This is a genomic window from Streptomyces sp. NPDC056231 (assembly GCF_048270745.1).
Lineage (GTDB): Bacteria > Actinomycetota > Actinomycetes > Streptomycetales > Streptomycetaceae > Streptomyces.
Window position 1 is genome coordinate 186,008 of sequence record NZ_JBLVKW010000006.1, and the last position, 13,810, is coordinate 199,817.

Annotated in this window: 11 protein-coding genes and 1 pseudogene; 6 read left to right on the top strand and 6 right to left on the bottom strand. The window is 71.0% G+C overall.

Going from position 1 to position 13,810, the window contains the following annotated elements; genetic code table 11:
- The first annotated feature begins 50 nt into the window (after positions 1–50).
- The 3 genes from ACNPQM_RS08325 to ACNPQM_RS08335 all read left to right on the top strand — a co-directional run bounded on the left by ACNPQM_RS08325 (position 51) and on the right by ACNPQM_RS08335 (position 3,480).
- Entirely contained in the window at positions 51–1,370 is a 1,320-nt protein-coding gene (locus tag ACNPQM_RS08325; RefSeq protein ID WP_418083479.1) for a sensor histidine kinase, read from the top strand.
- Entirely contained in the window at positions 1,367–2,029 is a 663-nt protein-coding gene (locus tag ACNPQM_RS08330; RefSeq protein WP_418083480.1) for a response regulator, read from the top strand. Before ACNPQM_RS08325 ends, ACNPQM_RS08330 begins: the two co-directional genes overlap by 4 nt.
- Before the next feature lie 221 nt (positions 2,030–2,250).
- Positions 2,251–3,480, top strand: a complete 1,230-nt coding sequence (locus ACNPQM_RS08335; protein WP_418083481.1) for a cytochrome P450 — start codon at positions 2,251–2,253, stop codon at positions 3,478–3,480.
- 137 nt (positions 3,481–3,617) lie between these two features.
- Here the strand turns inward: ACNPQM_RS08335 and ACNPQM_RS08340 are convergent, their stop codons facing one another.
- Together ACNPQM_RS08340 and ACNPQM_RS08345 are read right to left on the bottom strand one after the other, a co-directional pair.
- Entirely contained in the window at positions 3,618–5,240 is a 1,623-nt protein-coding gene (locus ACNPQM_RS08340; protein ID WP_418083482.1) for an ABC transporter permease, read from the bottom strand.
- Positions 5,237–6,151 (bottom strand): ATP-binding cassette domain-containing protein, encoded by a 915-nt coding sequence (locus ACNPQM_RS08345; RefSeq protein WP_418083483.1) that lies wholly within the window; start codon positions 6,149–6,151, stop codon positions 5,237–5,239. The genes ACNPQM_RS08340 and ACNPQM_RS08345 overlap by 4 nt, the downstream gene beginning before the upstream one ends.
- Positions 6,152–6,264: 113 nt before the next feature.
- Between ACNPQM_RS08345 and ACNPQM_RS08350 the strand changes: the two genes are divergently transcribed.
- Positions 6,265–6,804 carry a GbsR/MarR family transcriptional regulator gene (locus ACNPQM_RS08350; RefSeq protein ID WP_358857048.1) on the top strand — a complete coding sequence of 180 codons (540 nt, stop codon included), beginning with the start codon at positions 6,265–6,267 and terminating at the stop codon, positions 6,802–6,804.
- 77 nt (positions 6,805–6,881) lie between these two features.
- On the opposite strand, the gene ACNPQM_RS08355 is transcribed toward ACNPQM_RS08350, so the two are convergent.
- A complete protein-coding gene (locus ACNPQM_RS08355) occupies positions 6,882–7,154 on the bottom strand; it encodes a DUF1876 domain-containing protein (RefSeq protein ID WP_358857049.1) in 273 nt (90 codons plus the stop codon).
- Positions 7,155–7,283: 129 nt separating this feature from the next.
- Positions 7,284–8,150, bottom strand: a complete 867-nt coding sequence (locus ACNPQM_RS08360) for a diacylglycerol kinase (RefSeq protein WP_418083484.1) — start codon at positions 8,148–8,150, stop codon at positions 7,284–7,286.
- Between the two features lie 186 nt (positions 8,151–8,336).
- On the opposite strand from ACNPQM_RS08360, the gene ACNPQM_RS08365 reads away from it, so the two are divergent.
- Positions 8,337–9,620, top strand: a complete 1,284-nt coding sequence (locus tag ACNPQM_RS08365; protein WP_358857051.1) for an adenylosuccinate synthase — start codon at positions 8,337–8,339, stop codon at positions 9,618–9,620.
- Positions 9,621–9,857: 237 nt separating this feature from the next.
- On the opposite strand, the gene dnaN is transcribed toward ACNPQM_RS08365, so the two are convergent.
- A complete protein-coding gene (dnaN, locus tag ACNPQM_RS08370) occupies positions 9,858–10,976 on the bottom strand; it encodes a DNA polymerase III subunit beta (protein ID WP_418083485.1) in 1,119 nt (372 codons plus the stop codon).
- A 407-nt stretch (positions 10,977–11,383) separates the two neighbouring features.
- Here dnaN and ACNPQM_RS08375 point away from each other — a divergent pair, with 407 nt between their 5' ends.
- Entirely contained in the window at positions 11,384–12,853 is a 1,470-nt protein-coding gene (locus tag ACNPQM_RS08375; RefSeq protein WP_418083495.1) for a helix-turn-helix domain-containing protein, read from the top strand.
- On the opposite strand, the pseudogene ACNPQM_RS08380 reads toward ACNPQM_RS08375, so the two are convergent.
- Positions 12,837–13,609: pseudogene (locus ACNPQM_RS08380) on the bottom strand (NAD(P)/FAD-dependent oxidoreductase); the annotation flags it as partial. The gene ACNPQM_RS08375 and the pseudogene ACNPQM_RS08380 sit on opposite strands and share 17 nt — an antisense overlap.
- Positions 13,610–13,810 lie beyond the last annotated feature (201 nt).

A 13,810-nucleotide genomic window follows, 5' to 3' on the forward strand; every position in this document is an offset into this window, starting at 1 on the left:
TCCGCATCACTGCTGACGACGTCGCGCACCGGGCCGCCTACCGTGAGGGCGTGACCGAGACCACCAAGAACAGAAGTCCCGAGTTCCGACTGGCCGCAGGGGTGATAGCCGGCCTGCGGCAGGACCTCTTCCATGATGCGTTCGCCTACCGTTCGCTGCCGCCGATGCGGACCGGCCGGGCGCTGACCCGGCTGCTGTCCGAGAGGATGCGCGTGCGGGCCGGGTGGACGCCGCACGCGCTGGTCGGGCTGGCCGCGCTGATCACGTTCCTCATGGGCTTCGGCAGGGCGGACGGCGCCGGGGGCTGGTCCGGGATCGAGATCATCACGACCGGGCTGCTTCCGGCGGCAGCCGTCGTGCTGACCCTGGTGAGGCCGGTCGGCGCGTTCTGGATGTCGATGGCGCTCACTCCGGTGTCGGCCATTTTCAGCAGCGAGGGCTGGCCGTGGGCGCCGAGCATGTTCCTCGCTCATCTGGTGGTGCTCGTCGTGGTCGCCGCCCGGACCCGGCCCCGTACCGCGGCCTGGATGTGGGTCCTGACCGTGTTGCTCGGCTTCGTCATGGCGAACATCGGCTGGCACCCCTACGCGGTCACCGGGCCCATGGCCGTGGCCTCCGCGTTCGCGCTGCTCGTGGTGACCGTCGTGCAGACCCGCCGGGACGCGGAGCGCGAGGTGACCGTGCAGCGCACCGTCACCGCCGTGGAACGCGACCGGCGCACGCTGCTGGAGGAGCGCACCACCATCGCCCGTGAGCTGCACGACGTGGTCGCCCACCACATGTCGGTCGTCGCGATCCAGGCCGAGGCGGCCCCGTACCGGGTGGAGAACCCGCCCCCCGAGCTGGAGCAGGCCTTCCTCACCATCCGGGAGAACGCCGTCGCCGCCCTCACCGAACTGCGCCGGGTTCTCGGTGTCGTACGGGCCGAGGACTACCAGGCGCCGGACGCACCCCAGCCCACCCTCGCCGAACTCGACGGACTGCTCGCCAACGTGGCCGACGCCGGCCTGATGGCCGGGAAGACGATCACCGGCGCGGTACGTGAACTGCCGCAGGGCGTCGAGCTGTCGGCGTACCGGATCATCCAGGAAGCCCTCAGCAACACGTTGCGGCATGCCCCGGGCGCCACTGCCAAGGTCGAGATCGGCTATGTGCTGGGCGGGCTCGGGCTGCGGGTCGTCAACGGTCCGCCGACCGGTCCGGTGAAACCGTCGCAGGGCGCCGGGCACGGGATCACGGGGATGCGGGAACGGGTCGCGATGCTGAACGGCGAGATGACCGCCGAGCCGGCCGCGGACGGCGGTTACGAGATCTCCGCGTTCATCCCCGTACCCCTGGCCCAGGAACCGACTCGGAGCGAGACCTCATGAACGACATACGTGTCCTGATCGTCGACGACCAGATGATGGTCCGCGAGGGCTTCTCGGTGCTCCTGGGCGCCATGCCGGGCATCGAGGTCGTCGGCGAGGCGGTCGACGGCCGGCAGGCCATCGCCCAGGCCGCAGCGCTCCGGCCCGACGTGGTCCTGATGGACATCCGGATGCCGGAGCTCAACGGCATCGAGGCGACCCGCGAGATCGTCGCCAACGACGCGGCCGCCAAGGTGCTGGTGCTGACCACGTTCGACCTCGACGAGTACGTGTACCAGGCGCTGCGGGCCGGGGCGTCCGGCTTCCTGCTGAAGGACGCCTCCGCGCGCCAACTCGCCGACGGTGTAAGAGTGGTGGCGGCCGGGGAAGCGCTTCTGGCGCCGACCGTCACCAAGCGGCTGATCACCGAGTTCTCGCGGCTCGCCGGAGCTCAGCGGTCACCCGCGGCGGCTCAGATCGGCGATCTGACGGAGCGCGAGACGGAGGTGCTCGTCCTCATCGCGCAGGGGCTGTCGAACGCGGAGATCGCCTCGCATCTGGTGGTCGCCGAGTCCACCATCAAGACGCATGTGAGCCGGATCCTGGTAAAGCTCGGGCTGCGGGACCGCACGCAGGCCGCGGTGTTCGCGTACGAGGCCCGCCTGGTCACCCCCTCCTGACCTTCCTGCTCTCCCTGAGAGCCTGTCGGGTGACCTCTGATCGGGCGGCCACGCCCTGGCACGCACGCTTCCGGCGTTGCCGATATGGCCTGGTAGCTCCTTCCCCAAGCTCTCAGCTTCGTTCGAGCAGGGGAGACCCCGTCCAAGGCCGATCGAAGGTCACCTGACAGGCTCTGAGGGCCGCCCGTGACTGAACCGACCGGTCCGGATAGCGTCGGTTCATGCACCACTCTCCGCAGCCCGCCGCCACCGCTTCGTTCGACCCCTGGTCACCGGCGTTCGTCGCCGACCCGTATCCCGCGTACGCCGCGCTGCGGGCCGGCGGCCGGGTGCACCGGTTCGAGCCCACGAACCAGTGGCTCGTTCCGCACTACGCCGATGTGTCCGCGCTGCTGCGGGACCGGCGCCTGGGCCGGACGTATCTGCACCGCTTCACGCACGAGGAGTTCGGCCGTACGCCGCCGCCTGCCGCGCACGATCCCTTCACCACCCTCAACGGGCAGGGGATTCTCGACCTGGAGGCCCCCGACCACACCCGGATCCGGCGCCTGGTCTCGAAGGCGTTCACCCCGCGCACGGTCGAGCAGCTCGTCCCGACGGTGCGGCGGCTCGCGGCCGAGCTGGTCGACAGCTTCGTGGAGGCGGGCGGCGGCGACCTGCTCGCCGCGGTCGCCGAACCGCTGCCCGTCGCCGTCATCGCCGAGATGCTCGGCATCCCCGAGTCCGACCGGGGGCTGTTGCGGCCCTGGTCGGCGGCGATCTGCGGAATGTTCGAACTGAACCCGTCCGAGGAGACCGCGAGCGCCGCCGTCCGCGCCTCGGTGGACTTCTCCGCGTACCTGCGGGAGCTGATCGCGGAGCGCCGCAGGAACCCCGGTACGGATCTGATCTCCGCGCTCATCGCCGCGCACGACGAAGGGGAGCGGCTCAGCGAGCAGGAGATGATCTCCACGTGTGTGCTGCTGCTGAACGCGGGCCACGAGGCGACGGTCAACACCACCGTGAACGGCTGGTGGACGCTGCTGCGTCACCCCGAGCAGCTGGCGGCCCTCCGCGCCGACCACGGGCTGCTGCCCACGGCCGTGGAGGAGTTGATGCGGTACGACACTCCGTTGCAGATGTTCGAGCGCTGGGTCCTCGACGACATCGAGATCGACGGCACGGTCATCCCGCGCGGCTCCGAGGTGGCCCTGCTCTTCGGCTCCGCCAACCGCGACCCGGCGCGCTTCGCGGACCCGGACACGCTGGACCTGTCCCGGCAGGAGAACCCGCACATCACCTTCGGTGCCGGCATCCACTTCTGTCTGGGCGCGCCGCTCGCCCGGGTCGAACTCGCGGCTTCCTTCGGTGAGTTGCTGCGCCGGGCGCCCCGGATGCGGCTGGCGGCCGAGCCGGAGTGGAACCCGGGCTACGTGATCAGGGGCCTGAAGGAGCTGCGCGTGGAGCTGTGACCGGAAGCGTTCCTCTCAGCGCCCCGGCCCGCAGGGCGGCTGCGGGCCGGCGGAGTCCTCGATCTCTCCCGGGGGCAGCCGGACGGGCTTGAACACCAGGTCCGTCCGGCGATCGAGGACAGGAACGGTCACCCGTGTCACCCCTGCACGTCCCGCCTCCGGAGCGCTCCCAGTCCTGCCGCCACCAGGGCCACCGCGCCCGTCGTGAGCCACAGTGCCGGCGGCCACTGCATCTCCGTGCCCGGCAGCTTCGGCAGGTGGCTGAACGGTGACAGGTTCATCACCGGCTGCGGCATGTTCACCGCCGGCCCGATCCACCCCAGCGCCAGGCAGATCCCGACGACTCCCCACGAGGCCACCGCTGCCTTCGGGAGCGCGCCGTACAGCAGGACGGCGAGTCCTCCGAGCAGCCAGACGGCGGGCAGCTGCGCCAGCGACGCGCCCAGTACGGCCGGGAGTTCGTGGCCGTAGCCGGCGGCCAGGCCGAGCCCGCCGACCGCCATGATCAGTGCCGCGCCGCCGAAGGCGATGACCAGGTGTCCGGCCGCCCAGCCGATCCGGCTCACCCCGCCCGCCAGCACGGGTTCGGCGCGCCCCGCGGTTTCCTCGCCGTGCAGCCGCAGCACCGACGCGACGATGTACAGCGCGGCCACCATCCCCAGCATCCCGACCATCGCGGCGAGGAAAGCGTCGGTCAGACCAGCCTGTCCGCCCATCCGCTCGAAGATTTCCTTCGTCTTCTCGTTGGTGCCGACGAGGTCCGCCGCCCCGCCGGTGAGCCCGCCGAAGACTGCGCCGACCGCGGCGAACGACAGCGTCCACCCGGTCAGAGCGCCGCGCTGCAGCCGCAGCGCCAGCCCGAACGCCGTGGAAATGCGCCCTGCCGCGGGTCCGGGACGGGTCGGCAGGAAGCTCATGCCGATATCGCGCCGCCCGGCCAGGATGTATGCGATCCCGCCCTGGATCAGCACCGCCGCGCCGATCACCAGCAGCACCCACCACCGTTCGCCGGCGTAGGCCCGGACGTTCTCCGCCCAGCCGATCGGCGAGAGCCAGTTCAGTACGGACGAGGCGTCGTCCGTCGACGAGTCGCCCGCCGCCTTCAGGACGAACGCGGCGCCGATCACCGCCGCCGTCAGCCCCTTCGCGAGCCGTGCGCTCTCCGTGAGCTGGGCGGTGATCGCCGCGGTGCAGGCGAACAGCGCCCCGATTCCGGCGACCGTCAGCGCAAGCGCAACCGCCCCGGCGCCGCCTGCTCCGGCCCCGGCCATCCCGGCGGCGATCATCAGGGCGAGCGCGGCGTCGGAGACGAACGCGGCGAGGAGGGCGGAGGTCAGCGGGGCGCGGCGCCCCACCATGGCGGAGGAGAGCATTTCCTGGCGGCCGGTCTCCTCCTCCTCGCGGGTGTGCCGGATGACGATGATCAGGCTCATCACGGCTGCCATCGCGGCGCCGAAGCCGGTCAGGCGCCAGGCGACGAGCCCGCCGACGGAGTCGTCGAAGACGGGGCCGTACACCGCGCGCAGCGAACTGTTGCCGTTCATCGATGCGGCGAGTTCGGCGCGCTGGGCCGCGGTGTCGTACAGCGAGGAGAAGGACTTCCCGACGGAGGAGAAGGACCCGCCGAGCACGATCACCCAGATCGGCATCATGATCCGGTCGCGTCGCAGTGCGAGCCTGAGCAGGGTTCCGGTGCCGGTGAGCTGCCCGCCCCTGGCAGGGCGTCCGGCACGGGCCGCGGGCGCGGTTACGGCAGTCATCGCGCCGTCACCCCCGCGCGTTCGTCGGTGTCCGCGGCGTAGTGCCGCAGGAAGAGTTCCTCCAGCGTGGGCGGGGTGCTGGTCAGCGACCGTACGCCGGACGCGGTGAGCGACCTGAGGACGGCGTCGAGCTTGTCCGTGTCGACCTGGAGCGTGACCCGCATGCCCTGGATCTCGATGTTGTGCACGCCGGGCAGGTGCGCGAGCCCGTTGGGCGCGTCGGCCAGTTCGGCGGTGATGCTCGTACGGGTCAGGTGCCGCATGTCCGCCAGGGAACCGCTCTCCACCGTGCGTCCCTGCCGGATGATGCTCACCCGGTCGCAGAGCGCCTCGACCTCGCTGAGGATGTGGCTGGAGAGCAGGATCGTCCGTCCGCGCTCGCGCTCCTCGGCGACGCAGCTCTGGAAGACCTCCTCCATGAGCGGGTCGAGTCCGCTGGTCGGCTCGTCGAGGATCAGCAGATCCACGTCGGAGGCGAACGCGGCGACGAGGGCGACCTTCTGCCGGTTGCCCTTGGAGTACGTACGCCCCTTCTTCGTGGGGTCGAGTTCGTACCGCTCGATGAGGTCGGCCCGGCGGGCCGGGTCGAGGCCTCCGCGCAGCCGGCCGTACAGGTCGATCACCTCGCCGCCGGAGAGGTTGCGCCACAAGGTGACGTCACCGGGGACGTATGCCACCCGCCGGTGCAGCTCGACCGCGTCGTTCCAGGGGTCCCGGCCGAGCAGCCGGGCAGCGCCGGAGTCGGCCCGCAGCAGGCCCAGCAGGACCCGGATGGTGGTGGACTTCCCGGAACCGTTGGGCCCGAGGAAGCCGTGAACCTCACCGGTCTCGACCGCGAGGTCGAGGCCGTCCAGCGCGTGTGTCCGCCCGAACGACTTGTGCAGTCCGGCCACGGTGATCGCCTTCGTCATGTTTCTGAACGTACGCTATATTCACAAACTTGTGAAGTTAAGGAAGCGTATAAAGTCGGGGTGCGGCCCGGGGCCGGGGAACCCGCAGGAAATTCAGGGGAGACGATGGGGCGATGAGCAGCGAAACCGGCGCGGACGGGCGTGAGCGCGAGCCGGAGCCCGAGCACGCGCGCGACGAGGAGGCCGTGTCGCGCTTCGTGGAGCGCTTCGCGGCCGAAATGACCGAGGCGGGCATGCAGCGGATGGCGTCCCGCGTCTTCGCGGCGCTGCTCGCGGACGACGACGGCTCCATGACCTCGGCGGAGCTCAGCGAGCAGCTTCGGATCAGCCCGGCCGCGGTCTCCGGGGCGATCAACTACCTCACGCAGGTCAGCATGGTCAGCCGCGAACGCGACCCGGGTTCGCGCAGGGACCGCTACCGCCTGCACAACGAGATCTGGTACGCCACCTTCGCCAGCCGCGACCGGGTCCTGACCCGCTGGGAGCACACTCTCAAGGAGGGCGCACGGACCCTCGGCCCGGACACGCCTGCCGGTGTGCGGCTCGCGGAGACTGCGGAGTTCTTCGAGTTCCTGCAGTCGGAACTGGTCGCGGTGATGGACCGCTGGCGCGACCACCGCAAGAAGTTCGACCTCCCGGAACGGAAGAGCTGACGCCGCCCCCCGATTGCCGGTCGGTCTGAGACAAGAGGCCCGGGACGCCGGGTCCTGGGCCTCGGCTCGGAACGGGCTCAGGTCAGCGGGTGCGACGTCCGGCCGGACGCCTCGTCGATCTCGTCGTGCGCCTTGGTCAGCAGGTTCATGGCGAGTTCATTCAGTGCTCTGGCACCCGCGATCTCCTCGCCGACCCTCGGCTGCTGGGTGTCTGAGGGGTGGCGGCTGGCGTATCCGTGCGCACGTACCTCGTTCCCGTCGGGAAGCCGTACGAGGGCGGCCGCGCGGGTGCGGTGGTTGTCTTCCTCGAATTCCAGATCGATGTGCCATCCGACAGCGGTTTTCAACATGGCGAACACCTCCAGGACCTGCTACCAGGGTGCGCCTCTTTCCGCGCCCGCGCTCGGCGTGCCGGGGGCCGGTCGCGGCAGGTGCGACAGGTTCCCTGAACGCTCACGTGCGCGCCCCCGGCGCGGGGATCATCCGCTCTCCGCCGCCACTGGCAGCATCAGCCCCCACGCATCCGCCCGCACCGTCCACGTCCTCGTCCGGACCGGGCCGCCGACCTGTATGTCCGCCCGGTAGCGGAAGTCCGCGCCGGAGACCGTGACCGCCTTCGCCTCCGCGGTCACCGGTTCGCCGGCCGTCGTGCGGACCACCACGTCCGCCAGGCCCCCCTCACCGCCCTGCGGGCTGACCGTCACCGATTCGACCGGCCGGTCCAGATCGTTCAGCAGCGCCCCGTCCACCTCGACCCGCAGCCGATGGGTGCGGGGCGGGACGGGCGTGGCCGGCGACGGGGCGGGGCGGACCAGGGTTCGCACGAGGGAGCGGCAGGTGTCCCAGACCGCCGTGACGCCCGTGTGCGCCGCCGCCGTCCCCGGTACCGCGGGCAGGGCGGGGATGCGCAGGGCGCCCAGGACGACACCGTCGCTGTCGTCGACCAGCAGGTCGAGCCGGCGCACCACCCCGTCCAGTGCCGCGCGCGCCGCGGCCACCGCGCCCAGGGGCACGCCGAGCGAATGCGCGAGTTCCAGCGCGGCCGCGGCGCCCACCGGGACCAGCGAGAGCGCTGCACCGGCCAGCTCCCGCTCCCGGTGCAGGAGGGTCACGGCGCGCAGCAGCGACCGGTCGTCGCCGACGACCACCGGCCGCCTGGTGCCCCGGCGGGACAGGGCACGCGCGAACTCCTCCGGACTGTCCGGGAGGCAGATCTTGGCGTGCGAACCGGCGCTCAGCACGTCCTTCGCGATCCGGACGGACTCGCCGTCGGTCCGGCGGGCGACCGGGTCGATGACCACCAGCAGTTGGTGCGTACCGTTGCCGGGGGGCTGGGCAGCCGACACCTCGGTCCTTCCTCGGGTAGCATCTTGGTGCAAGAGCCCCTTGCGCTATTGCGCCAGGGGCTTCGTCTATTCCGGGGCAACCGGTTCGACGGTTCAGGCTTCGTCGTACATCGTCGTACGGCATGTACGGCGCTGACGTACGCCCCCTGACCTTGGACATGCCCCGCCCGGAAGGGGTGTACGCCTGTGCCCGCACTTGTGCTGCTCGGTGCTCAGTGGGGTGACGAGGGCAAGGGAAAGGCCACCGACCTGCTCGGTGGATCCGTGGACTATGTGGTGCGTTACCAAGGCGGCAACAATGCCGGCCACACGGTGGTCGTCGGCGACCAGAAGTACGCACTTCATCTCCTCCCCTCCGGAATCCTTTCGCCGGGGTGTACCCCGGTCATCGGTAACGGTGTCGTCGTCGACCCGGCGGTCCTGCTCTCCGAGCTGAGTGGGCTCAACGAGCGCGGCGTGGACACGTCCAAGCTGCTGATCAGCGGCAACGCTCATTTGATCACTCCGTACAACGTCACCGTCGACAAGGTGACGGAACGGTTCCTCGGGAAGCGGAAGATCGGCACGACCGGCCGCGGTATCGGCCCGACGTACGCCGACAAGATCAACCGTGTGGGCATCCGCGTCCAGGACCTGTACGACGAGTCGATCCTGGAGCAGAAGGTCGAGGCGGCCCTGGAGCAGAAGAACCAGCTCCTCGCCAAGGTCTTCAACCGCCGTGCGATCGAGTCCGGCAAGATCGTCGAGGAGATGCTCCAGTACGCGGAGCAGATCAAGCCGTACGTCGCGGACACGACGCTGGTCCTCAACGACGCAATCGACGCGGGCAAGGTCGTCCTCTTCGAGGGCGGTCAGGGCACGCTGCTCGACGTCGACCACGGCACGTACCCCTTCGTCACCTCGTCGAACCCGACCTCGGGCGGCGCCTGCACCGGTTCCGGTGTGGGTCCGACGAAGATCAGCCGGGTCATCGGCATCCTCAAGGCATACACCACGCGCGTCGGCGCCGGCCCGTTCCCGACGGAGCTGCTCGACGAGGACGGCGAGGCGCTGCGCCGGATCGGTGGCGAGCGCGGTGTCACCACCGGCCGCGACCGCCGCTGCGGCTGGTTCGACGCGGTGATCGCACGGTATGCGACCCGGGTCAACGGTCTCACCGACTTCTTCCTCACCAAGCTGGATGTGCTGACCGGCTGGGAGCAGATCCCGGTGTGTGTCGCGTACGAGATCGACGGCAAGCGCGTCGAGGAGCTCCCGTACAGCCAGACCGACTTCCACCACGCGAAGCCGGTCTACGAGATGCTGCCGGGCTGGTCCGAGGACATCACGAAGGCCAAGACCTTCGGTGACCTGCCGAAGAACGCGCAGGCGTACGTGAAGGCGCTGGAGGAGATGTCCGGCGCCCCGATCTCCGCGATCGGTGTCGGCCCCGGCCGTACCGAGACCATCGAGATCAACTCCTTCCTGTAGGACGGGACAACGCGGAGGGGGCCGGGCGGCTTTTGCGCCCCGGCCCCCTCCGCGCGTTCACTTCTCCCCGCAGGTCCGCAGTCCGTTCGGCGTCGCGCACGGCAGAAGACCGCAGCATGCGGGTCTGGCGGGTGCCGGGAGCGACCGGCGGCCGCCGCCGACCGTGGGTCAGGCCGACCCGGAGTTCCCGATCGAGCTGTTTGCCGCGGTGGGCCGTACGGCGGATCTGACAGGCCGTCAGATAAGCGGCTTCACGGACATCAGAAGATGCCGGTGCGTGGGGCCGCCCTCGGTTTCGTCCTCGGCCGTCCCGCCGGTGATCATGGCGCGCTGGCCGGGACCCATCATGCGGAACTGGACGACCGGCGCGTCGAACGAGGTCAGGGCGTCCATCAGATACGAGGGGTTGAACGCGACCGTCAACTCGTCGGCGCCCTCCAGGGCGGCGGGCAGTCGCTGGGAAGCGACATCGTCCTCGTACCCCGCCTGGAGCAGCACCGAGCCGTCGGAGAAGGCCAGATGGAGCGGGCTGTCGCCGTCCGCGACCACCGCGACGCGCTTGACGGCCTCGACCAGGAGCGCCCGGTTCGTGACCGCGGTCGTCGGGTCCGCCATCGTGAACAGCTTGTCGTGGCGGGGGAGCCGGCCGTCCAGGAGGCGGACCGTGGTCCGCTTCCCGGCGAGTTCGAAGCCGGCCGATCCGGCGTCCAGTGCGAAGCGGACCATGCCGGAGCGGCCGAAGGAGCGGGCGATCTCGGTCAGCCGCCGCGCCGACACCACCACATCGGCCGTGACGTCCGCCGTCTCCGGTTTCCATCCGAGCGTGCGCACCGCGAAGCGGTACCGGTCCGTGGCGGCCAACGTCATCGTGTCGCCGTCGAGCCCCAGCCGGATTCCGGTGAGGGTCGGCAGCGTGTCGTCCCGGCCCGCGGCCACGGTCACATGGGCTACGGCCGCGGCGAACTCCTCGGAGTCCACCGCTCCGAGTACCTCGGGAAGCGGCGGCAGCGCCGGATAGTCGTCGATCGGCAGTACGGACAGTCCGAACCGGGCGCCGCCGCCGGTCACCGAGAACCGTGAACCCTCCACCGCGCACACCACCGGACTCTCGGGCAGCACCCGGCACACATCGAGCAGCCGTCGCCCCATGACCAGGACCTTCCCGGCCCGTACGGTCTCTGCCTCCACCTCGATGCAGGCGGAGGCCTCGTAATCCAGACCGGAGATCCGCAACACCTCGCCGCAGGCCTCCAGCAGCAGCCCGCCGAGCACGGGTACGGGCGACCGGGTGGGCAGCACCCGGGCCGCCCAGGCCACGGCATCGGCCAGTGTGCTGCGATCAATACGGAACTCCATGGCGGTGCCTCTCTCCGTCGGACCGGACGGCGTCCGACGCTAGAGGGCACCACTGACAATCAATCGAGGTCCGACGACGCGCGGCCGACGACAGCGACCACCCCCGTGGACCGCTGCCGTCGTTCACCCCGCCGTCCCCCGACGCGTCTGTGCCACGGACGGCACCCGACATCCCCCGAAATCCATGCCGTCCGCGGCACACGTTCGGACTGTAGGTCGGTGAGTACCCGACAGTAAGATTCAATTCGCACGGTGTGGGCACCGTGGGGGTAACAGTCCGCACAGCCGGACCGGTACTCTGCACTCCGGTTTTCTCCGCGGCTGGGGACAGAAGCAGGGGCGGACGGGTACGGGTGCGGAGCGGAGGGCCGGTGCGAGCGCAGGAACGGGCCGACGACGTACTGCGGATGCACCGCCTGGCCCGCGTCGGTGGCGTGCAGGAACTGCTGCGCTGGCTGTCGGAACGCACCGACGGCTGGGCCGGACTGCTCCACGACGACGGAACCGTCCTGCACGCCGTGGCGCGGACCCCGGACCACACGAGCGCCGCGGCCGTCGCGCTCGCCTCCGAAGGGGCAAGGGAACTGACGGCCCGCGGCGCACGCTCCTTCACTCTCGACCGCGGCCCGGACACCGCTCTGCTGCTCCCTCTCGACGGCCCGCCCGATGCCCGTGACGTCCGTGTCCCGGTCCTCGCCGTCGTCACGCGCCGTCCGCTGGCGGACGGGCTGGCCACGCTCCTCGCCGACGCGGTGATGCCCCTGGCCATGTGCTGGGCCGCCGAATCGGTCGAACGCAAACGCCGCCGCGTCGACCTCGCGGAGTCCCGCGGCCGGGAAGCGGTGCTGCATCTGCTGATGACCGGCCAGCTCTCCATCGCCCACCAGGTCGCGGGCGCCCTGAAGCCCAGGCTGCCGGACCCCGTCCAGGTGTGCGTGGTGGAGTGCCCGGGCGGGCGGCGGGACGAGGTGGCGAAGGTCTGCACGGATCTCTCCGGCGGACGGTCCTGGATCGTGCGGTGTCCGGTGTACGCACGCCACTTGATCCTCGTCGTGCCCGCCGGTCCGGGCGGGACCGAGCCGCGACTCGGCCGCGAAGTCGCCGACGTGGTGGACGACTGTGTGGTCGGCGTGAGCGAGGAGGTCCCGCTCAGTGGCACGGCGACCGGATACCGGCAGGCGTTCCACGCGCTGGCGGTCGCCCGCGGACTGCCGGTCCGCCACGCCCGGTTCGGCTCGGCTCCGGAACCGGCGCTGCTCGTCGGTGCCGAGGGCGCACAGTGGGCCGACGCCCTGCTGACGCCGCTGCTCACCTACCTGCCCCGGCGCAGCCAGGACCCCGGCAGTCAGGAACTGGCGGCGACACTGGGTTCCTGGCTCGCGTTCTCGTTCCAGGCGACCAAGCATCTGAAGATCCACCGCAACACCCTGTCCGCACGGCTGCGGTTGATCGGCGAGCTGCTCGGGCGCGACCTCAACCGGCTCGCCGACCAGGCCGCACTCGACCTGGCGCTGCGGATCCGCGCCACGCCCGCCCGCGCACCCCGTCCGGCCGAGCCCGCGGAGGAGGCCCGTTCCCTGGACGAGATCCTGCGCCGCCCCGACGTTCGGGAGTGGGCGGCCCAGCAACTGCAGCCGCTCCGGCGGAACGGCGGGGCGGCCGAGGCGACGGTCCGGTCCTGGCTGGAGTGCGAGGCTCAACTGGCTCCGACCGCAGCGGCGTTGGGAATCTCGGTGCCGGGTGCCCGCAAGCGTCTCACCCGGCTCGAAGCGGCACTTCAACGCTCACTGCTCCACACACCCAGTGCGCGTTACGAGTTGTGGCTGGCGTTCCGCGCGCTGGACCTTGCGGGTGTCCCCTCCGACCGCCCTCGGTGACCTCCAGCCCACTGGCGGCGGCGATGGTGTTGACCGTGAATCCGGCCGTCCACACGGTCGCGTCGGATGCCAGGACGGTGCCGTCGGCGCACAGCACCCGCGCCGCTTCGACGGCTTCGACCTCGGTGTGCTCCAGGACGGTGATGCCCAGCCGGTCGCAGGCCTGGCGCAGGTGGCTGCGGGCTCCGGCGGAGAGCCGGGCGCCCAGCTCTCCGCGGGCGACCAGCGTCACCGACAGGCCGGGCCGGGATTCGGCGATCTCGTGGCGGTCTCGATGCCGGTCAGCCCGTCGCCCACGACCAGCACCCGCCGGCCTTCGCCCCGCGTGCCCAGGCTGTCCAGGCGCTCGCGCAGGCGCAGCGCCGAGGGCCGGCCGGCGACGTCGAAGGCGTGCTCGGCCGCGCCGTGGACGCCCTCGACGTCGCCGTGGCTGCCGAGCGCGTAGAGAAGCGTGTCGTAGCCGAGCTCGCCGCCGCCGTCGGCGTCGGCCACGGCGACGACCTGGCGCTCGGGGTCGACAGCGGTGACACGGGCCAGGCGCACCCGGATCCCGGTCCCCGCGAAGACCTCGGCGAGCTGTGGAGCCGCGATCTCCCGGCCGGCCGCGAGGTGGTGCAGCCGCAGCCGCTGGACGAAGTCCGGCTCGGCGTTGACCACGGTGATCTCGGTGTCCGCCGGGGACAGCCGGCGGGCCAGGTTCCCGGCCACGTAGGACCCGGCATAGCCGGCGCCGAGGACGACGATGCGGTGCTTCATGTGTTCCTCCTGTCGGTTCGCTCGCTCCTGCGTGAGTTGAGCGGAACAGCGCCCCGATTCCTGACAGGAAATACATGTGATGTGGGTCATAGGCAGGCAGGGCCGGCACTCCGGGCCACCACGCCGCCGGTGAACACGACCGCCGAAGGCTCAGCCCCGAAGGAAGCCCAGGTCAAAGCGCTCTCAGGCACACGACGGCCG

Excerpts from the sequence above, each read along its gene's own strand:
- ACNPQM_RS08355 (WP_358857049.1), bottom strand. The coding sequence starts at position 7,154 with ATGTTGAAAACCGCTGTCGGATGGCACATCGATCTGGAATTCGAGGAA.
- dnaN (WP_418083485.1), bottom strand. The coding sequence starts at position 10,976 with ATGGAGTTCCGTATTGATCGCAGCACACTGGCCGATGCCGTGGCCTGG.
- ACNPQM_RS08330 (WP_418083480.1), top strand. The coding sequence starts at position 1,367 with ATGAACGACATACGTGTCCTGATCGTCGACGACCAGATGATGGTCCGC.
- ACNPQM_RS08350 (WP_358857048.1), top strand. The coding sequence starts at position 6,265 with ATGAGCAGCGAAACCGGCGCGGACGGGCGTGAGCGCGAGCCGGAGCCC.
- ACNPQM_RS08375 (WP_418083495.1), top strand. The coding sequence starts at position 11,384 with ATGCACCGCCTGGCCCGCGTCGGTGGCGTGCAGGAACTGCTGCGCTGG.
- ACNPQM_RS08335 (WP_418083481.1), top strand. The coding sequence starts at position 2,251 with ATGCACCACTCTCCGCAGCCCGCCGCCACCGCTTCGTTCGACCCCTGG.
- ACNPQM_RS08340 (WP_418083482.1), bottom strand. The coding sequence starts at position 5,240 with ATGACTGCCGTAACCGCGCCCGCGGCCCGTGCCGGACGCCCTGCCAGG.
- ACNPQM_RS08345 (WP_418083483.1), bottom strand. The coding sequence starts at position 6,151 with ATGACGAAGGCGATCACCGTGGCCGGACTGCACAAGTCGTTCGGGCGG.